Source organism: Simplicispira metamorpha (genome assembly GCF_004341365.1).
GTDB classification, from domain to species: Bacteria; Pseudomonadota; Gammaproteobacteria; order Burkholderiales; family Burkholderiaceae_C; genus Simplicispira; species Simplicispira metamorpha.
In genome coordinates this window covers 1-19148 of sequence record NZ_SLXH01000011.1, presented here as the reverse complement: position 1 = coordinate 19148, position 19148 = coordinate 1, and the positions used below count along the sequence as shown (strand labels likewise).

Annotated in this window: 20 protein-coding genes and 1 pseudogene; 6 read left to right on the top strand and 15 right to left on the bottom strand. The window is 66.2% G+C overall.

What is annotated here, in order from left to right; genetic code table 11:
- The first annotated feature begins 93 nt into the window (after window positions 1-93).
- Window positions 94-891, top strand: coding sequence for an enoyl-ACP reductase FabI (gene fabI / locus EV674_RS07560; RefSeq protein ID WP_119012560.1), 798 nt, complete (start codon window positions 94-96; stop codon window positions 889-891).
- A 68-nt stretch (window positions 892-959) separates the two neighbouring features.
- Window positions 960-1823, top strand: a complete 864-nt coding sequence (locus tag EV674_RS07555; protein WP_119012559.1) for a DNA ligase — start codon at window positions 960-962, stop codon at window positions 1821-1823.
- Window positions 1824-2088: 265 nt separating this feature from the next.
- Here the strand turns inward: EV674_RS07555 and EV674_RS07550 are convergent, their stop codons facing one another.
- Together EV674_RS07550 and EV674_RS07545 are read right to left on the bottom strand one after the other, a co-directional pair.
- Window positions 2089-3522, bottom strand: coding sequence for a GTPase/DUF3482 domain-containing protein (locus EV674_RS07550; RefSeq protein WP_119012558.1), 1434 nt, complete (start codon window positions 3520-3522; stop codon window positions 2089-2091).
- A complete protein-coding gene (locus EV674_RS07545; protein ID WP_119012557.1) occupies window positions 3519-5006 on the bottom strand; it encodes a DUF2868 domain-containing protein in 1488 nt (495 codons plus the stop codon). Before EV674_RS07545 ends, EV674_RS07550 begins: the two co-directional genes overlap by 4 nt.
- 129 nt (window positions 5007-5135) lie before the next feature.
- Here EV674_RS07545 and EV674_RS07540 point away from each other — a divergent pair, with 129 nt between their 5' ends.
- On the top strand, window positions 5136-5333 hold the full coding sequence (locus EV674_RS07540; RefSeq protein ID WP_119012556.1) for a hypothetical protein: 198 nt from the start codon (window positions 5136-5138) through the stop codon (window positions 5331-5333).
- A 13-nt stretch (window positions 5334-5346) separates the two neighbouring features.
- On the opposite strand, the gene EV674_RS07535 is transcribed toward EV674_RS07540, so the two are convergent.
- The 4 genes from EV674_RS07535 to EV674_RS07520 form a co-directional block, all read right to left on the bottom strand.
- Window positions 5347-6132 carry a hypothetical protein gene (locus tag EV674_RS07535; protein WP_306418964.1) on the bottom strand — a complete coding sequence of 262 codons (786 nt, stop codon included), beginning with the start codon at window positions 6130-6132 and terminating at the stop codon, window positions 5347-5349.
- A complete protein-coding gene (locus tag EV674_RS07530) occupies window positions 6129-7082 on the bottom strand; it encodes an MlaD family protein (RefSeq protein WP_119012555.1) in 954 nt (317 codons plus the stop codon). The genes EV674_RS07535 and EV674_RS07530 overlap by 4 nt, the downstream gene beginning before the upstream one ends.
- A 71-nt stretch (window positions 7083-7153) precedes the next feature.
- On the bottom strand, window positions 7154-7954 hold the full coding sequence (locus EV674_RS07525; protein WP_119012554.1) for an MlaE family ABC transporter permease: 801 nt from the start codon (window positions 7952-7954) through the stop codon (window positions 7154-7156).
- Window positions 7955-8071: 117 nt separating this feature from the next.
- Window positions 8072-8533: a Cd(II)/Pb(II)-responsive transcriptional regulator gene (locus EV674_RS07520; protein ID WP_119012553.1), complete on the bottom strand. Its 462-nt coding sequence runs from the start codon at window positions 8531-8533 to the stop codon at window positions 8072-8074.
- 40 nt (window positions 8534-8573) lie between these two features.
- Between EV674_RS07520 and EV674_RS07515 the strand changes: the two genes are divergently transcribed.
- The 3 genes from EV674_RS07515 to EV674_RS07505 all read left to right on the top strand — a co-directional run bounded on the left by EV674_RS07515 (window position 8574) and on the right by EV674_RS07505 (window position 12342).
- Window positions 8574-10784 (top strand): heavy metal translocating P-type ATPase, encoded by a 2211-nt coding sequence (locus EV674_RS07515; RefSeq protein ID WP_132750392.1) that lies wholly within the window; start codon window positions 8574-8576, stop codon window positions 10782-10784.
- Between the two features lie 74 nt (window positions 10785-10858).
- On the top strand, window positions 10859-11755 hold the full coding sequence (gene cho, locus EV674_RS07510; protein WP_119012551.1) for an excinuclease Cho: 897 nt from the start codon (window positions 10859-10861) through the stop codon (window positions 11753-11755).
- A gap of 128 nt (window positions 11756-11883) precedes the next feature.
- The gene (locus tag EV674_RS07505) at window positions 11884-12342 is read left to right on the top strand and encodes a bacteriohemerythrin (RefSeq protein ID WP_119012550.1); all 459 of its coding nucleotides are present in this window, start codon (window positions 11884-11886) and stop codon (window positions 12340-12342) included.
- Between the two features lie 86 nt (window positions 12343-12428).
- On the opposite strand, the gene EV674_RS07500 is transcribed toward EV674_RS07505, so the two are convergent.
- From EV674_RS07500 to EV674_RS07460, 9 genes and pseudogenes are all read right to left on the bottom strand, one after another.
- Window positions 12429-13010 carry a hemerythrin domain-containing protein gene (locus EV674_RS07500; RefSeq protein WP_119012549.1) on the bottom strand — a complete coding sequence of 194 codons (582 nt, stop codon included), beginning with the start codon at window positions 13008-13010 and terminating at the stop codon, window positions 12429-12431.
- A gap of 28 nt (window positions 13011-13038) precedes the next feature.
- Window positions 13039-13752, bottom strand: a complete 714-nt coding sequence (locus EV674_RS07495) for an ABC transporter ATP-binding protein (RefSeq protein ID WP_119012627.1) — start codon at window positions 13750-13752, stop codon at window positions 13039-13041.
- A gap of 4 nt (window positions 13753-13756) precedes the next feature.
- The gene (locus EV674_RS07490) at window positions 13757-14512 is read right to left on the bottom strand and encodes an ABC transporter ATP-binding protein (protein ID WP_119012548.1); all 756 of its coding nucleotides are present in this window, start codon (window positions 14510-14512) and stop codon (window positions 13757-13759) included.
- Between the two features lie 3 nt (window positions 14513-14515).
- Window positions 14516-15529 (bottom strand): branched-chain amino acid ABC transporter permease, encoded by a 1014-nt coding sequence (locus tag EV674_RS07485; RefSeq protein ID WP_119012547.1) that lies wholly within the window; start codon window positions 15527-15529, stop codon window positions 14516-14518.
- Window positions 15530-15533: 4 nt separating this feature from the next.
- Window positions 15534-16415 carry a branched-chain amino acid ABC transporter permease gene (locus tag EV674_RS07480; protein WP_119012546.1) on the bottom strand — a complete coding sequence of 294 codons (882 nt, stop codon included), beginning with the start codon at window positions 16413-16415 and terminating at the stop codon, window positions 15534-15536.
- A gap of 85 nt (window positions 16416-16500) precedes the next feature.
- Window positions 16501-17673 carry an ABC transporter substrate-binding protein gene (locus EV674_RS07475; protein WP_119012545.1) on the bottom strand — a complete coding sequence of 391 codons (1173 nt, stop codon included), beginning with the start codon at window positions 17671-17673 and terminating at the stop codon, window positions 16501-16503.
- Window positions 17674-17910: 237 nt separating this feature from the next.
- Window positions 17911-18102 carry a 2-hydroxymuconate tautomerase gene (locus tag EV674_RS07470; RefSeq protein WP_119012544.1) on the bottom strand — a complete coding sequence of 64 codons (192 nt, stop codon included), beginning with the start codon at window positions 18100-18102 and terminating at the stop codon, window positions 17911-17913.
- A 24-nt stretch (window positions 18103-18126) separates the two neighbouring features.
- Window positions 18127-18915, bottom strand: a complete 789-nt coding sequence (gene dmpH, locus EV674_RS07465) for a 2-oxo-3-hexenedioate decarboxylase (RefSeq protein ID WP_119012543.1) — start codon at window positions 18913-18915, stop codon at window positions 18127-18129.
- 110 nt (window positions 18916-19025) lie between these two features.
- A pseudogene (locus EV674_RS07460) lies at window positions 19026-19148 on the bottom strand (4-hydroxy-2-oxovalerate aldolase); the annotation flags it as partial.

Here is a 19148-nt window from a genome sequence, read left to right as displayed (position 1 = left end):
GCACCACGTTTTTTGGTGGCCGCCAGCGGCGCCTGCCTTGCGTTTCTTCCGTTTTCTTCCCTCCCTTTTTCACGATTTTTCAGGAGAACAACCATGGGTTTTCTGACCGGCAAAAAGCTGCTCATCACCGGCGTGCTGTCCAACCGCTCCATCGCTTACGGCATCGCCAAGGCCTGCCACGCACAGGGCGCCGAACTGGCCTTCAGCTACGTGGGCGAGCGCTTCAAAGAACGCATCACCGGCTTTGCCGCCGAGTTCAATTCGACCCTGGTGTTTGACTGCGACGTGGGCAGCGACGAGCAAATCGAGGCCATGTTCACCGACCTGTCCCAAACCTGGCCCACGTTTGACGGCTTCGTCCACGCCATCGGCTTTGCCCCGCGCGAAGCCATTGCGGGCGATTTCCTCGACGGCCTGACCCGCGAAAACTTCCGCATCGCCCACGACATCAGCGCCTACAGCTTCCCGGCCATGGCCAAGGCCGCCCTGCCCTACCTGAACGACAAGTCGGCCCTGCTGACGCTGAGCTACCTGGGCGCGCTGCGCGCCATTCCCAACTACAACACCATGGGCCTGGCCAAAGCCAGCCTGGAAGCCAGCGTGCGCTTTCTGGCCGAATCGCTGGGGCCACGCGGCATGCGCGTCAACGGCATCAGCGCGGGCCCCATCAAGACGCTGGCGGCCAGCGGCATCAAGGACTTTGGCAAGCTGCTGGGCAACGTGGCCAGCGCCTCGCCGCTGCGGCGCAACGTGACGATCGAGGACGTGGGCAATGTCGCCGCGTTCTTGCTGAGCGACCTGGCGGGTGGCGTGACGGCTGAAATCACTTACGTGGACGGCGGCTTCAGCCAGACCGCCGGCATCAGCCGCGACAGCGAAGCGCTGGCCTGATTCAGCACCAAAACAGGCTCCAGCGCTGATGCAGAAAGCGCTGGCAGCTATCAAAAAGTGAGTTCATCATGCTCCAGCGCCGCCGCGTTCTGACCTGGTTGGCTTGGGCGGCGTGGAGCTTGGCCGTGCCTGCCCCGGCCAGCGCAGCCGACGCCGATGCGCCCGCGCTGCTGCTGGCGCAGGTGTACCGCCCCGGCATGGCGCTGCACGGCTATTGGGTGAGCGAAAAATACGACGGCGTGCGCGGCTACTGGGACGGCCAGCGCCTGCGCACGCGCGGCGGCGAGGTGGTCAACGCCCCGGCCTGGTTCACCGCAGGCTGGCCTGCCCAGCCGCTGGACGGTGAACTGTGGGCCGGGCGCGGCCAGTTTGCGCAGGCCCAGTCCACCACCGCGCGGCAAACACCGGATGACGCTGCCTGGCGCCAGCTGCGCTTCATGGTGTTTGACCTGCCCGCGCACGGCGGCAGCTTCGATGAACGCTTGGGCGCGCTGCAAACGCTGGTGGCAAGCCTGCAACAGCCCTGGGTGCAGGCCGTACCCCAGCAGCGCGTGGCCACCGATGCCGCTTTGCAGGCGCTGCTGGCGCGCACCGTGCGCGGCGGTGGCGAGGGGCTGATGCTGCACCGGGGCGCGTCGCACTACCGCGCAGGCCGCAGCGATGATTTGCTGAAAGTCAAAACGCACGACGACACCGAGGCGCGCGTGGTGGGCCACATCCCCGGCCAAGGCAAGCACGCAGGCCGCCTGGGCGCGCTGCTGGTAGAAATGCCCAGCGGCCAGCGCTTCAAGCTGGGCACCGGCCTGACCGACGCCGAGCGCGAATCGCCCCCGCCCCTTGGCAGCTGGGTGACCTACCGCTTTCGCGGCCAGCACGCCAGCGGCCTGCCGCGCTTTGCCAGCTTTGTGCGCGTGCGCCACGACAGGCCCTGAAATGAAAAGCCCCCCCGGCGCCCTTGAAAAACGCTACTTAATTGATAGCTATTGGCGCTCTATGGCAGGGCGTTTGACGCTGTTTTGAGCATTGATTTCTGGCACATCACAGTCCGGCAGGATGCCTGCCCCCATCGCCCCCATCGCCCCCATCGCCCCCAAAAAGCTACTGAATCCATAGCTGCTTGCGCCTAATGCACAAGGGCTGGAGGCGATTTTGGCCCCTATTTTGGCGAGGCCCGGCGCAACAAAGCTGGGGCGCGTTTCAGTCGCCGGGAGCAGCCACCAAGGTAGCCAACTGCCCTGCCAGCGCATCCACCAAACGCTGGCGGCGGGCATCGGTGGCACCGCCTGGCTGGGCCTGCTCCCAATCGGGGTGGCTGCGCGCGGGAGCCAGGTGGGCCAGCAGATCGCGCAGGGCGGGCGCTCCCGGTGCGGCGCTGTCGGCTGCGGGCTGCGCACCCACATGCAGGCGCTGCCAAGCGGCGTGGCCGCGCTGCTCCAGCGCAGCGCACAGGCGCACCAGGGTGCTGGCCAGCAGGTGCAGCACCTCGTCTTCCAGGGTCAGCTCTTCAATGCGACGCATGCGGTTGGCAATTTTGCGCGGCACCTGGCTCCAGCCCTGGCTGGCCAGACCGCCCACAGCGGCGCCCAGTGCGGTGCCCGTGCCCAGCGACAACCCGGCCAGCGCCACATCCGCCGCCAACCCCACCGCAGCCCCCACGGCAGCGCCCTTGCCCAGCTTGTGGCCTGCATCCAGCAGGGTTTGCGGGTGGAACAGATCGGCATCCCAACGGCCACTGCTCCAGGGCAGGTCGGCCACCTCGGCATCGCCGGGCCGAAAGCCGTACACCGCCAGCACGGCCTGCACGCAGGCGGCCACCTGCGGCGTCAGCGATTGCCGAAAACCGCGCAGCAGTGCCGTTTTGTGTGCCGGGTCGGCCAGCGCGGCTTGCGGCACTTCGCGGCGCATGGCGGCGGCGCTGACCAGCACGCTGGCCACCAGTTGGCAGGCGGCCAGGCGGCGCTCCTGGGCTTGCAGCGCCAGATCGTCCAAGATGGCCTGCAACTGCGCGCGGCGTGCGCGCAGCAGCACACCCAGGTCTTCGTAGAGCTGGCGCTCGGCGCCCACGAACGGCGCGACGGCATCGAACAGCACCGAGGCGTGCAGGTGGTAAGCGGCCAGGGTGCTCTGCCAGGCCTGCGCCTGGTGGCCGGGGCTGCGCGCAAAGTTCAGCACCGGCATGACGGGCTTGGCGCAGGCGCTGAGGATTTCGATCTCGCAGCGGTATTTGGGCAGCACGTCTTCGCGGCAGTCGATGACGTAGATGGCGGCATCGGCCTCCAGCAGCTTGCGCAGCACCTTGGCTTCTTGCTCGAAGGCGGCCTGCGCCTCGGGGCCGCGCAGAAAGGCGCGCACGCGCTCCAGCGGCGTGGGCAAATCGCCGGGCAAGGATTGCAGGTAGTGGTGCAGCGCCACCGAGTCTTCCAGGCCCGGGGTGTCAAAGTAGCGCACGGCCACCGCGCCCTGAATGCGCAGGTCGGTGCGCTCGACGTGCCGGGTGGTGCCCGCGCTGTCGCAGACCTGACCAAAGTCAGGCTGGCGCAGCAAGGTGCGCAAGAGCGAGGTTTTGCCAACGTTGGTGTGGCCCACCACGGCGATGTCCAGCGGCGGATAGGAATCGGTAGGGGCAATCATGGCGGGGTGGTTGACACCTGCTCGGCCCAGGATTGGGCCTGGGCGGCGTCGGTGAAGGTGGGCACGGTGGGCAGGCCCCGGGTGTCCAGCCAGTCGCGCCAGCGCTGCGCGGGGGCGCTGGGCGGGGCCGACCCGGACGGTGCGCCGGGGCTGCCCGGCAGCACCAGCCACAGCGCGCACTGCCCGGCGTGGCTGCACGCCTCGCGCAGAAAACGCTCGGTGCCCCGGTCGGGGGTGGCGGCGGCGTTGCACACCAGCACCAGCGCGCCCGGATGCAGCCGGGCCAGAGCTGCCAGAACGCGGCTGCGCTCGTCCTGGGTGCCGGCAATGCGCTCGACCAGGGCTGCGCTGGCAGCCTGGGGTGGTGGCCAAGCCTGGGCCTGGGGCAGCTCAAAGCCAATCCAGGCGATGGCGCTGCGGTGGGCACTGGCGTCTGGCGCGCTGCCACCGGGCGCGCTGGTGGCGCCGGGCAGCGCAAGCGGCTCGGGGTCGGTGATGTACGCGGGCGCCATCGCATCCCAGCGCGCCAGCAATTGGCGCAGGTAGGGGTCAGCGGTATCCAGGGCCAGGCGTTTTTTGCGCCGCTGCCAGACCCCGGCGCACCATGCCGCGCACAGCAGGCGCGGCAGCAACCCGTACACCGCTACGCAGCCCAGCAGCCACCACGCAGCGGCGCGGGTACAGGCGTCTGGCCCGGCAGCGAGTGCCGCTGGCGCCATCTGCCCGGCCATGCACACGGCCCCATCGGGTACGGCAAAGCCCAGTTGCGCGGGCAACCAGCCACTGGCCTGCACCAGTGCCTGAAAAAACGCCGGGTCAAAAATCGTGCTCTCCCAGGTCAGGCGGTACTCGCGGAAGGCAAAAGCCCCCAGCAACCCCAGCAGCACCCAGACAAACGATGCCGCCCACACCAGGTGGCTGACCAAGCCCAACCCCCAGGGTGCCAGGCGCGCCTGGCGCAGCATCTGGCGGGCACCCGTGGCCAGCGGGGCGGACAGGGGCGATGGCGCCGTGCGGTCTGCGGGCCACCACGCCAGCACGCGCAGCAGCAGCGCGCCCAGCGACCAGCGCCCCCACGCCCCCGGCCAGCGCGGCGCCAGTACCAAGGTGGCCAGCCACACCCCCAGCGTAACCAGATGCACGCCCAGCGCTGCCACCAGGGCACTGCCCGCATGGATGCTGCGGCCTTGCGCCAAGATGGCAAAGACCATGCCATTGGCCATCAGCACCACCGCCACGGCCAGCGCGGCGCCCAGCCACCAGGCGGCATCGCGCCAGCGCGCCATCTGCGCGGGCAGGCCCAGGCGCTGGCCCAGCAGCCAGGCGCGCTCGCGCAAGCGCGCTTGCGGGTGGGTGTGGCGGGCAAACGCCTCGGCCATGGCCTGGGCATCGTCCAGCGGGCCGGTCTGCTCCAGGGCGCGCACGGCGTGCACCATCCAGACCTCGGTCAGCGGGGTTCTCAGTGCGCTGGAAGACACATGCATCCCGGGACTGTTACGCACGCTCACCACCAAGCGCGCTCGTCTGACAGACGGAACCGTGCGGGGGCGCGGTAATCACAACCTTGCGGGCCTTTGCCAATTCGGCAAGGCGCATTGACAGGAGATTCCGCCATGAAACGCCGACACCTGCCACCCCGCCAGCCAGCGCGCTCGCACCCGCTGATGGCTTTTGCTGCCACCGTGGTTCTGGCCGTGAGCGCCACCGCTGTGGTGTTGTTGCCAGATGTGGCCGTACAGGCCGCCGATGCCCTGGCACAGTTGCCATCGGGCCTGGATGCAATGGTTTCTTCTTCCGGCATATTGGATTGATGTCCGGGCGCATTCAGGGCTTGGCACCGCTGCGCTCGACGAGGTGGATGCGCCTGCGCAGGCGCGCGGCTTCTTCGGTGTCGCCCGCGGCATCGGCGCGCTGCGCTTGCAGCAGCAGCCAGGCCATGAGCGGGCGGCGCCAGCCTTGGGCGGATGCGGTGTCGGTGGCCAGGGCGATCACATCCGGGTGGGCGCGCCCGGTGTGCAGCAGCACCCCGGCGGCCACCAGGCGCGAGAGCGGGTCGGTGATGGCCGCCAGCGCCTGTGCGGCCTGTTCGGCAGGCACCAGCGCTGTGCTTTGCTGGGCCGGTGGCAGCAGCGGCACCGTCTGGGCCGTGGCGCGGCCTGCCAGATAGTCGGCATAGGCCCGTTCCGCCGGTGCGGCATCGGCGCGCAGTGCGTCAAAACCGGCACAGGGCGCCAGATTCAGGCTGGCCACCTGCGCCGCGCAGTGCAGCAACTCCAGCCGCGCCAGCAAGGTAATCTGGCCGGTGCGCGCGGTTTGCTGGCGGGCGCGGTCCCATTCAAGTTGCGCGATGCGGCCATCACCCGAGAGGGAGGCGGCCACGGCCTTGTCGGCAGCGGCGCTGGCGTTGCGCTTCCAATCGGGCACGGGCGGCTGGCTGGAGCAACCGGCGGCCCACAGACACAGCGCCACCGCGCCAGCGCGCCAGCCGGTACGGGCAGCAGCGCCAGCGCCCAAGCCAGTCACTGCACCCACGCGGGCACGGGCAATGGCACGCCACCACGCTGCGAACCGGCGGGCCAGCCCTGGGGGCATGTGGGGTAACAACGTCATGGCAACTTCACCTCGGCATCACGGGCAAACGGCCATTTGCGCTGCAATTCGTTGACCAGCCCTTCTATCTGGCGCAGGTTGCTTTCCACCTCGGCGCGCAGGGTGCCCAGGTCGGCGGTGCCCTCGCGCACGTTGGCGCCCACGGCCTGGGCCTGCTCCAGCACGGCATCGACTTTTTTCAGGCTCTGGCGGGCGTCCGCCAGCAGGCCATTGAGCTGCACCACGCTGGCGCGCACCTCGGGCAGCACGCCCGCTGCGCCAAACACCTGGGTGTCGGCCTTGGCGGCCATGCCATCCAGGCGCGCCAGCAGCGCGTTGGTGCGCTCCAGGGTGGTAATGACTTTGCGGGCGTCTTGCGCATTGCCCATCAGCACTTGCAGCGCACCGCCCGGGCCTTGCAGGCGCTGGGTGAGGGTCTGCACCTGGCCCAGGCTGGCGCCCAGGGCCGCATCGGGCGCCGTCAGGGCCGTGAGGTTGGCCAGCAGCTCGCGCGCGGTGGCCATGAGCTGGGGGATTTCGGCGGTGGCGTCGCCGCGCAGCACGGGGCGCACGGCGCCATCGGGCAGCGGTGCGTCTTGCAGCATGCCGCTGTAGGCGCGGATGTTGGTGCCGCCGACCAGGCCGCGCACCAGCGTAAACACGCTGGAGACGCGCAGCCAGTGGGCGTCTTTGCGCGGCACGTCCACGATGATGCGGGCGTTGCCATCGGGGGCCAGTTCAATGCGGCGCACGCGGCCAATCGGAAAACCTGAAAACGTCATGTCCATGCCCACCACCACGCCCTCGGAGTCGTCGGCGGTGAGCACCAGCGTCTGCGTGGGCTCGAAGGCGCCGCGCGCATACAACAAATACAGGCCCGAGCCCACGATCAGCGCCAGCGTAAACAACAGCAGCGCCGCTGCCTTGAGTTGCAGGTGGGCCACGGGGCGCAGCATGTCCACGGGGGGCATGGGGGGCGCAGATGGCGTGGGTGCAGACGGCGGCACGGGCGGGGTCGGGGGTGGCGTGGCAGTCATGGGCATCAATAGTAATTGCCGACGAGCGAGAGCACCTCGATCAGCAGCAGCACGGCAAACATGCGCGCCAGACCGCCCAGCTCGGAGTCGGGCTGGGTGGCCTCGCCGGTGTCGTACATCCCGGCGGTCATCGGAATCAAGGCCACGGCCAGGCTGAAAAACACCGTTTTCAGGGCAAACACCAGCGTCACCACCGGCGTGAACACCTGGCCGAACATGCGCGTGTAGCCGGGCAGCCCCGCCACGTTAAAGCCATACACGCTGAGATAAGCCATGACCAGCGCCACCACACACGACAGCGCCGCCAGCGTGATGCTGGCAAACACCCCGGCCAGCACGCGTGGCAGTAGCTGTGTGCGCACCGGGTCGGCGCCGTGCTGGCGCAGCCAGCCAAAATGCCCCGACTGGCGCAACAGCGCCAACTGCGCGCCACTGGGAATGGTGCAGCGCATGGCCACAAACAGCGCCGCCGTCAGCGGAATCAGCTCCAGCACCAGCACACGAATGACCATCTCCAGCGCGTAGCGCGACAGCCCGTAGCTGAGCGCCGTGACCACCACGATGTGCGTAATCACCAGGCACAGCAGCGCCGCCAGCACCGTAAAGCCCAACAGGATGGGCGCAGTGCCCAGGTACATGTGGCGCGCCAGCGTGCGCCGCGCCGCCGGGCTGTAGGTCGATGGCGACAGCACCAGCACCAGCACCACCGCCCCCAGGTACACGATGCGGCTCCAGGCCAGCACCCAGCGCTGCCAGGTGCGCCACCAGCGTGCGGGAATGCGGGAGCCAGGCAAAAGCGACATCATGGGCGAATCATAGCGCCCACGGGCGCCATTTTTTGATACCAAATGGGCCTCTAACGCCCATCCAATGGGCGCGAGCAGCTATCAATTTGATAATCTTCGCAAAACCCCTGCACAGGCTTATACATGGCGCTTGGCCGGGGCACTGCGCGGCGCCGACAGGGCCTGGGCATCGGCCTGGGCGTGCAGGGCCGCAATGATGTGGCAGTGGTCATCGCTGCCGTCGCAGCGGTTGCGCAGGGTTTGCAGGTCGCGCTCCAGGGCGTGCAGCTCTTGCAAGCGCGTGCGCACGTGCGACAAGTGCGCGTCCAGGGCATCGCGGGCGGCATCGCAGTCGCTTTTGCGCGCCCAATCGAGCGCCAGCAGCGTGCGCACCTCGTCCAGCGACATGTCCATGGCCCGGCACAGGCGAATAAAGCGCAGCTGGTGGATGTCCGAATCGCTATACAAACGATAGCTGCTTGCGCTTCTCCCATGCGCCTTGAGCAGCGATTCCTTCTCGTAATACCGGATATTGACCGCCGACACGCCTGAGCGCCGCGCCGCCTCGCCAATGCGCCACTGCGCAACACTGTCTGACATCGCTTGACCTTCGAGTGACTTCAAGGATTTCAATCATGGCATGAACTCCACACCCCACTCCCGCTGGCCCCTGCCCGGCGCCCAAGGCACGGCCTTGCCACCCACACCGCCTGCGCCATTGGCAGCCCATCCGCCCCACGACCACGACCACGACCACGACCACGACCACGACCACGACCACGACCACGACCACCGCACGCCCGCGCCTGTGGCCAGCGCCTGTGCCCCCGCTGGCTGTGGTTGCAGCCATGGCAGCAGCCACAGCGATGGCGACGGGCACGGTGCGGACGATGGCAACCACGCTGGCCACGACCACGGCGCCCTGCCCGGCTGGGCGCGCGTGGGCGCGGCCCTGGCCCTGGCGCTGCTGGCCGAGCTGTGGCACCTGTTCGCCCCCGCAGGCCACACCTGGCAAGCGGCAGGCATGGCGCTGGCTGCGGCGGCCATTGCCCTGTCGGGCCTGGGCATTTACCGCTCGGGCCTGCGTGATCTGGCGCGCCTGCGCCTGGGCATCCACGCCCTGATGGCAGTGGCCGTGACAGGCGCCTTCCTGATCGGCCAGTGGCCCGAGGCGGCGATGGTGATGGCCCTGTACGTGGCCGCCGAGCGCATCGAGGACGGCGCCATGGACCGCGCCCGCCACGCCATCCGCCAGCTGCTGGCCCTGGCACCCGACAGCGCAGACATGCAGGGCAGCGACGGCCAATTCCAGCGTGTGCCCGCGCGCAGCGTGCCCCTGGGCGCCACCGTGCGCATCGCCCCCGGTGCGCGCGTGCCGCTGGACGGCACCATCACGCGCGGCCACAGCGCCGTCAACCAGGCGCCCATCACCGGCGAGAGCGCCCTGGCCGACAAAGGCCCGGGCAAGCCGCTGTACGCTGGCAGCATCAACACCACGGGCGAGCTGGACATGCGCGTGACCTCGGCAGCCGGCCAGACCACGCTGGACCGCATCGTCCACGCCGTCGAACAGGCCCAGGTCAGCCGCGCCCCCACCCAGCGCTTCATCGACCGCTTTGCCGCCCTCTACACCCCCACCGTGCTGGTGCTGGCCGTGGCGCTGGCCGTGGGCGCGCCGCTGCTGCTGGACTGGGGCTGGCGCGATGCGCTCTACCAGGCGCTGGTGCTGCTGGTGATGGCCTGCCCCTGCGCGCTGGTGATTGCCACACCCGTCACGGTGGTCAGCGCACTCACGGCGGCAGCGCGCCACGGCATCCTCATCAAAGGCGGCAGCGCACTGGAGGCCGCCCGCCACCTGCGCGCCGTGGCGTTGGACAAAACCGGCACCCTCACGCACGGCCAGCCCACACTGGTGGCCTGGCAGACCTGGCCCGAAGGTGCGGCATCGGCCACGCAGCACACCGCAACGGCCCAAGCAGCGCTGCTGCTGGCAGCGCGCTCTGACCACCCCGTCTCCCGCGCCATTGCCCAGGCACTGCAAGCCGGCGCTGGCAGCGCCGCCGCCCGCCACACCGCGCCCACCCTGTCAGCCGATGCCGTAGAGCACTTCACCGCCCTGCCTGGCCGGGGCGTGCAAGGCCACATCAACGGCCAGCCGCTGGTACTGGGCAACCTGCGCCTGGTACAAGAGCGCGGCCAATCCAGCCCCGCCCTGGAAGCGGCACTGGCGCAGCACGCCGAGCAAGGCCGCAGCGTCACCCTGCTGGCCGATGCCCACGGCGTGCGCGCCCTGTTTGCCGTGGCCGATACCCTGCGCGCCCACGCCCCCGAGGCGATTGCGCAGTTGCAGGCCCTGGGCATCACCACGGTGGTGTTGAGCGGTGACAACCTGGCCACCGTGCAAGCCATCGCGCGCGAGGCAGGCATTCTGGAGGCCCGTGGCGCCCTGTTGCCCGAAGACAAACTCAACGCACTGGCAGAGATGCAGCAACGCCTGGGTGCCACCGCCATGGTGGGCGATGGCATCAACGACGCCCCGGCCCTGGCGCGCGCCGACATCGGCTTTGCCATGGGCGGCAACGGCAGCACCGGCATGGCCATGGAAACCGCCACCGTCGTGCTGATGAGCGATGACCTGCGCCGCGTGGCAGACACCGTGGGCCTGTCACGCCGCACCCACCGCGTGCTGTGGCAGAACATTGCCTTTGCACTGGGGGTCAAGGTGCTGTTTTTTGGTCTGGCACTGGCGGGCAGCGCCACGCTGTGGATGGCCGTGCTGGCCGACATGGGCGCCAGCCTACTGGTGGTGGCCAACGGACTGCGGCTGCGGCGCTGGCGGGGGCAGCGCTGACCCCGGGGCATGGGGCGTGGTCACGCCTACACTGCGCGGCTTGACCGCATTTGCACCCCGCCATCCACGCTGCCATGCACCGCCCTGCCCGCCGCCACCCCGAGTTTGACCAGGCCAGCACCTATGAATACCCCACGCACCTGCGCGAGGCCATTGCCGACATGCCCGCCGCGCCCGGGGTGTATATCTTTCACGGGCAAGAAGGTGACCTGCCGCTGTACATCGGCAAAAGCATCAACCTGCGCAGCCGCCTGTTGTCGCACCTGCGCACGGCCGACGAAGCACGCATGCTGCGCCAGACCCGGCGCATCAGCCATATCCGCACCGCTGGAGAGATAGGCGCCCTGCTGCTGGAGGCGCGCCTCATCAAGGAGATGCACCCGCTGTTCAACCAGAAGCTGCGCAGCAACCGCCAACTGTGCGCACTGCGCACGACAGGCGGCCAGCCCGAGGTGGTGTATGCCAAAGACATCCACTTTGCCACCGAGTCGGGCCTGTATGGGCTGTTCAGCAGCCAGCGCGCCGCACAGGAGGGGCTGCGCCAGCTGGCCGATCAGCACCGCCTGTGCTACGGCGCACTGGGCCTGGAGAAGCTGGCACCGGGCAAGGCGTGTTTCCGGGCCATGCTGCACCAGTGTGCGGGCGTGTGCCGGGGCGATGAAACGCCCGGCGAACACCGCCAGCGTCTGTTCACGGCACTGGAAGACCTGCAAATTGCCACCTGGCCTTACCCTGGCGCCATCGGGCTGGTCGAACGCTTCACGCCCGGGCGCGGCGACGCTGCATCACCCCCCCACCCGCACGACTTACAGATCCATGTGGTGCGCCACTGGTGCTACCTGGGCAGCGCCACCGACCACCAGAATGCGGGCGCGTTGGACTCGGTGGCCGCCGGGTTTGATGCCGACGGCTACAAAATCCTGTGCAAGCCGGTGCTCAGTGGCCGTGCTGAAGTGATTTTGCTCAGCTGATCGGCAGCCTTTGGTGATTTTCAGCAACGGGCTCGCGATAATTCCACATGCAATAAAAAACCAGAAACCATCTGCCCGCTACCGCCTGCCAACCACCATTTTTATTTTTTACCTTTTCCAAACCCACCATGACACCCAACGACACCACTGCACCACAACAGCCTATGCAATGGAGCGATGAATACCTGCTCGGCTATAACCCGATTGATACGGTACACGAAGAGTTTGTCGGTTTGCTGGGCCAGTTGCAAAACGCCGACGATGCAGCATTGCCCGCACTGCTGGAGCAGTTTGCAGCGCATTGCGTTTCGCATTTTGAAACAGAAAATACCTGGATGCGGGAAACCGAATTTCCGCCACGCGACTGCCATATTGATGAACACGCCGCCGTACTGCACTCGGTGCGCGAAGTGCAGGGATTATTGGCAGAGGGCGAAGTGGCCATCTGCCGCGACCTGGTGGCACAACTGGCCGACTGGTTCCCCAAGCACGCAGACCAGCTGGACTCGGCACTGGCGCACTGGATGACCAAAAGAACCCTGGGCGGAAAACCAGTGGTTCTGCGGCGCGGCCTGAAGCTGCGTTGACGCACACCAGCCGCTGTGCCAGACAGGTACTGGCGCCAAGCGGTGGGGGGCACCCCTGCCCCCCAGTAATACGCTAGGGCCGCGCGTTATCGGTGCTCAGCGCCCAGGCCGTAAGGCGCCGGGATGATGTTGACCAGCCTGCGGAACAGCTCGCGGAACTCGCGCTGGGTGTTGATGCCCACCAGCGGGTCGCTGTTGGACTTGAAAGCCGCGTTGATCTGCGTCCAGTCTTGCGGCGTCAGGTGCGCTTCGGCCAGGGGCAATATCACGTTTTCTTCACGGTGCATGTGCGACCAGTGAAAATTGGCGTAATCGTCCACGGCCTGGGCAAAAGCTTCAAAACGGGCCGGATCGGCGGCATATTCACGCAAAGTTTCTACCACCCGCGTGGTCACGGCAGCGCCGCGTTCGTGCTCATCCTGCAAAATATCCAGGTCAGTGGCCGATGCGGGATAACGCAGGCGCAGCGCCGGAAAAAGATATTGGTCTTCTTTGGGATGGTGCAGCTTATCGGGAAACTGTTCCACATAAGAAACAATGGCTTGCAGCAAAGCAAAATCGGGTTTTTGCCCCCGATTTTGAATTTCCTGAATCAGAAACTGCAATCCTTTGATGACTGAAGCCAGTGCCCGGTGCTCGTCCCGAATAATGGTGGCGGCTATTGACATTACATTTCCTTTTGAGGCAGTTTCACGATTACACCCCCAACAGTTTGGGCAGTGCCGGATTCAGCGCCACTGCGTCGGACGAGCCGGAAAGCTCCACCAGCCCTTTTTGCAGCACGATGGCCTGGTCGCTGTGGGCCAGCACCCGGCGGTAATCGCGGTCCACAATCAGCGTGGCGATGCCGCTGTCGCGGATGTCGGCAATCACGTTCCAGATTTCATTGACGATCAGCGGCGCCAGCCCCTCGGTGGCCTCGTCCAGAATGATCAGCTCGGGGTGCGTCATGAGGGCGCGGCCAATCGACAGCATTTGCTGCTCCCCGCCCGAGAGCTGGTTGCCCATGTTGGTCAGGCGCTCGGTCAGGCGCGGGAAGGTCTGCATCACGCGGTCATACGTCCAGTCGTTGCGGCCATCGCGCCCGGGGCGGGCGGCCATCAACAGGTTCTCGCGCACCGTCAGGTTGGGGAACACGCCCCGCCCTTCGGGCACGTAGGCTACGCCCAGGCGCGCCACCTGGTGCGGTTTGAACTTGGAGGCGTCTTGACCGAACAGCGTGATGCGGCCCTCGCGCTGGGTGACATGGCCCAGCAGGGTGCGGATCAACGTGCTTTTACCCATGCCGTTGCGCCCGAGCAAGCCCATGGTCTGGCCACGCGCAATCTGGATGTCAACGCCGTGCAGCACATGGCTGGAGGCGTACCAGGCGTGTACGCCCTGGGCGTCCACCAAAAAGTCGTTACCCATCATGTCAGTGTCCTTCCCCGAGGTAGGCGGTGCGCACTTCCTGGCTGTTGCGGATGAATTCAGCATCGCCCGAGGCGATCTTGACGCCGTTGACCATCACGGTGATCACATCGGCAATGCGGAACACGGCGTCCATGTCGTGCTCCACCAGCAACACCGCGTGGTCGGTGCGCAGGGCATCCAGGAGCTGGAGCATGCGCTCGGTTTCTTCGGCCCCCATGCCGGCCAGCGGCTCGTCCAGCAGCAGCACCTGGGGCTTGGTGGCCAGGCACATGGCAATCTCCAGCTGGCGTTTCTGGCCGTGCGACAGCATTCCGGCCTGGCGCTCGAGCATGCCGTCCAGGCCCGCGCGGGTGGCGGCGTCGCGCGCGGCCTCGGTGCTGTAGGCACATTGGTGGGCTGGCTGCCACCACAGCCAGGGCTTTTGCGCCGCTGCCTGCGCGGCCAGGCGGCAGTTTTCAAACACGCTGAAGCTGGGGTAGATGGTGTTGCGCTGGTAGCTGCGGCCCAGCCCGTGGCGGGCGCGGCGCGCCTGCGGCCAGGCGGTCACGTCCTGGCCCATCAGCTCCACCGTGCCGGTGGAGGGCGGAAATTCCCCCGACAGCATGTTGATCAGCGTGGACTTGCCCGCCCCGTTGGTGCCAATGACCGCGTGTACGGTACCGCGCGCCAGCTCGATGGACACATCATTGACAGCGACCAGCCCGCCCCAGCGGCGCGTGATGTTGATGCCGCGCAGCAAAATGTCGGTTTGCTTCATGGCTTATCCCTTTTTGGTGGCCGCGCCACCCAGTTCTGAACCACCCGTGAGGCCCCCCGCCAGACGGGCACGCAATTGGGCTGGCAAATCCACCAGACCGTGCGGCAAAAATGCCACCGCCGCAATGATCACCAGCCCCAGGCCCAGGTGCCAGTGCTTGGCAAAGTCGCCAAATATCGCTTCAGACTTGAAAAACTCTTGCAGCAGCGCAAACGCGAAGGCACCGATCAAGGCACCGCGCAAATGGCCCAGTCCACCCAGAATGATCATCACCAGCACGGCGCCCGACAGGTGCCAGCTCATCATCTCGGGGTTGACGAAGCCGTCCTTCACGGCAAACAAAAAGCCCGCCAGACCAGCGATGGCGCCCGACAAGGTGAACGCCGCCAGCTTGTAGGGGTACGTGGAAAACCCGGTGGCGCGCATGCGCTGCTCGTTGACGCGAATGCCTGCCAGGGCGCGGCCAAAGCGCGAACGCAGCAACACGGCCAAAAAGACAAACACCGCCACCAGACAAGCCAGCGTGAAAAAGTACATGGCCACGGGCGAATCCAGATGAATCAGGCTGCCCAGCCCGGGCTTCATGTTCAGGTAGATGCCGTCAGAGCCGCCGCCCAGGGGCGTGTCATGCACCACAAAGTAGGCCATTTGTGCAAACGCCAGCGTCACCATGATGAAGTACACGCCTTTGGTGCGCAGCGACAAAGAGCCCACCACCAGCGCATACAAGCCCGCCGCCAGCACCGCAGCGGGCAGCAGCCACAGCAGCGAAGCGGGCTCGGACTCGGGCGACAGCAGCACGGCCATATAGGCGCCAATGCCAAAGAACGCGGCCTGGCCAAAGCACACCAGCCCCGCCCCGCCCACCAACAGCTCCAGGCTGAGGGCAAAGATGGCGTAAATCATGATCTTGCTCACCAGATCGACGCCAAAGTTGCCGCTGAAAAAAGGAAAAGCTGCCAGTGCGACAAAGAAGACCGCCACAAAGGCGAACTTGGATGTTTCGTTATGGGTCATTGCATTAGCCCGCTTTAAAAAGACCATCGGGTTTCCAGAGCAGGATGCCTGCCATCAGCAGGTACACCAGCACGCCAGAGGCTTGCGGCAAAAAGACCTTGCCGAAGGTATCGACCACGCCAATCATCAAAGCGGCCACCAGCGCGCCCTTGATGGAGCCGATGCCGCCAATTACCACCACCACAAAGCAGATGATCAGCACCTGGTTGCCCATGCCCGGGTACACCGACGACACGGGCGCAGCCACCATGCCGGCCAGCGCGGCAATGGCCACCCCGGCGGCAAACACCACGCGGTACAAAAATTGGATGTCAATGCCCAGCGACTGCACCATCTCGCGGTTGCTGGCACCGGCGCGGATCATCATGCCCAGGCGGGTGCGGGTGAACACAAAGAACATGCCCACCGCCAGCGCCAGACAGACGGCCGAGACAAACAGGCGGTACACCGGGTAGGTCATCATCTCGCCCAGTTGCAGCGAGCCCGCCAGGATGTCGGGCACCTTCACGCCATACACATCGTCGCCCACCAGCAGGCTGCGCAGTTCCTCGAACACCAGAATCAGCCCGTAGGTCATCAGCACCTGCTGCAAATGCTCACGCTCGTACAGGTAGCTGTAAAAAGCCCACTCCAGCACATAACCGAGCAGCACCGACAGCACCAGCCCCACCACCAGCACGGCAAAAAAACCGCCACCGAAGGTGCTGCTCACGATGGGCGACAAGGCATACGCCATGTAAGCACCCACCATGTAAAAACTGCCGTGGGCGAGGTTGATCACCCCCATGATGCCGAAGATCAGCGTCAACCCCGAAGCGACCAGAAACAGCAACAAGCCGTACTGCACCGCATTCAGACACTGAATGAGAAAGGTTGTTAAGTCCATATTGATTTCCGCGTGGCACCCTTCCCCCGCGCGGGGGGAAGGGCTGGTTTAGGAGCTGGAGAGCCAGAAAGCCAGGGCGCCCGAATTACATGCGGCAGCCACGGCCCGGGTCTTCCAGCGCCTTGCTGGCGATGCCGACCACCTTGTTTTCCTTGCCGGAAACTTCACGCAGGTACAAGTCCTGGATCGGGTTGTGCGACTTGGAGATGGTGAACTTGCCACGCGGGCTGTCGATAGTGGCCTTGGTCAAGGCAGCGGCAAAGCCCGCCGTGTTTTTTGCATCGCCCTTGACGGCGGCCAGACCGATGCCCAGCATCTGGGCGGCGTCGTAGCCTTGCACGGCATACACATCGGGCTGCATCTTGTAGGCTTTGGCGTAGGCCAGACGGAAAGCGTTGTCGCGCGGGGTGTTCAGGCCGTCGGCATAGTGCAGTGCAGTCAGCACGCCATCGGCATCGGCGCCCTGCGCTTCCAGCGTGCCATCGGTCAGGAAGCCGGTGCCAAACAGGGGGATGTTTTTCTTCAGGCCCGCACCGGCGTAGTCTTTGACAAACTTCACCGCGCCGCCGCCCGCAAAGAAGGCAAACGTGGCATCGGGCTTGGCAGAGGCCACTTCGGTCAGCAGCGCCTGGAACTCCACGTTGGGAAACGGCAGGCTGAGTTCTTTGGTGATTTTGCCGCCCGCTTTTTCAAAGCCCTCTTTGAAGCCCTTGGCCATTTCGTCGCCAGCGGCGTACTTCCAGGTCACGGTGGCTGCGGTTTTGTGGCCCTTGGCCGCCATGGCCTGGCCAATGGCGTAGCCGGGCTGCCAGTTGCTGAAGCTGCTGCGGAAGATGTTGACCGCGCACATGGGGCCGGTGACGGCGTCGGCGCCGCCGTTGGGGTTAATCATCAGCGTGCCCGATTGCTTGGCCACGCGGGCCATGGCCATGGCCACGCCGGAGTGAACGCTGCCAATCAGCACATCCACGTTGTCGCGCTTGATGAGCTTGTTGACGTTGTCGATCGCTTTGGAGGGGTCGGACTCGTCGTCCACCTTGAAAAACTCCACCTCACGGCCACCGAGCTTGCCGCCTTGTTCAGCCAGATGGAGCCTGAAGCCGTTTTCGATGGCAGCTCCCAAGGCAGCAAACGTGCCGGTGGCGGGCAACATGAAACCCACCCGGAGCTTGGCCGGTGCTTGGGCCATGGCCATGGGTGCGGCCAAAGACACAGCAGCGGCGACGATGGCGCGGCGGGAAAGAGGGAAAGTACTCATGAGGCTTGTCTCCTGGAGAGGTGCCGGCGTGAACCGGCTGTTAAAAAAAGCAAAAAATCAGCCCGTCCGCCTGCATTGGCGGATTCTTGAAATGGGTATGGCTGTCTGGGGCCGGGGACAACCTGCTGTTCCCCGGCGGCCCTGGTGTGGGATGGCATGGCTGGTTTTGGGGAGGCCCTGCGCTGCCACCTTGGCGGGTGGCAGCGGGAGACACCCCGGCCAGCGGCCATCGGGCCTTTAGCGCCCGAGGTCTTTGGCGCTGGTGCCCGCGATGCCCCAGTTTTCTTTGGGCACGTCGTGAATCCAGACGCGCACATTGGCAATGGGCGCCCCGACCGCTTCCACCAGCGCGGCAGTGACCTTTTCGATCACCGCGCGCTTTTGCTCTTCGGTGCGGCCTTCGATCATGTAAATCTGGGCAAATGGCATGGTGATCTCCGGGGTCTGAAGGTGTTAAACGAAACGGATGCTGGTGCTGCCCATGCCTTGCACGCGCAGCGTCACGTTGTCTCCGGCCTGCACGGCCACGGCTTCGGTGATGCCGCCCGACAAAATCAAGGTGCCAGCGGGAATGCTCTCGCCGCGCTCGGCCAGCAGGTTGGCCAATGCTGCAATGGCGGCGGCGGGGTGGCCCATCACGGCGGCACCGGCGCCAAACGCCACCGGGATGCCGTTCTTTTCCAGCACCACGCCCACGGTGCGCAGGTCGCAATCGCTCACGCTGACGGGCTGGCCGCCCACCACAAAGCGCGCAGCCGAGGTGTTGTCGGCCACCACGCTTTTCAGGTCGAACTTGAAGTCGCGGTAACGGCTGTCAATCACCTCGATGCCGGGCATGACAAAGTCGGTGGCGGCCAGCACGGTGCCAATGTGGCAGCCGGGGCCGCGCAGCTCGGTTTTGGTAACGAAAGCGATTTCGGGCTCGACCTTGGGGTGGATCAATTCGCTGACCTTGCACTCGCCGCCATCGGCCACGACGTAGTCGTCGGTCATGAAGCCGAACACGGGCGTGCTGACGCCCATTTGCTTCATCTTGGCGTGCGAGGTCAGGCCCGCCTTCAGACCGACGATGGTGCGCCCACGCGCCAGCTTGCGGCGGCGGATTTCGTTCTGGATGGCGTAGGCGTCATCCCAGTCCATCTCGGGATGGTCATCGGTGATTTTGGTGGTGTCTTTTTGCGCCAGCTGGCAGCCTTCCAGGCGATCGGCCAGGGCGTTGATGGTGTTGCTATCGAGTTTCATGGGGTGTCCTTGTGGTGGCGGCCCGGCGCGGTGCCGGGCCAGCGGTGTTGCGTGGCAGGATTTGCATCAAATCAGGCGCAACCCCTTGCGGGTATTGCGCCAGAAGCTACTCATTTGGTAGCAATCAACCCCCGCGCCTTGGCCATGGTCAGCGCCGTGTCTTCAATCATGTCCTCCTGGCCACCGACCATGCCGCGCCGGCCCATCTCCACCAGAATCTCGCGCGCAGGCAC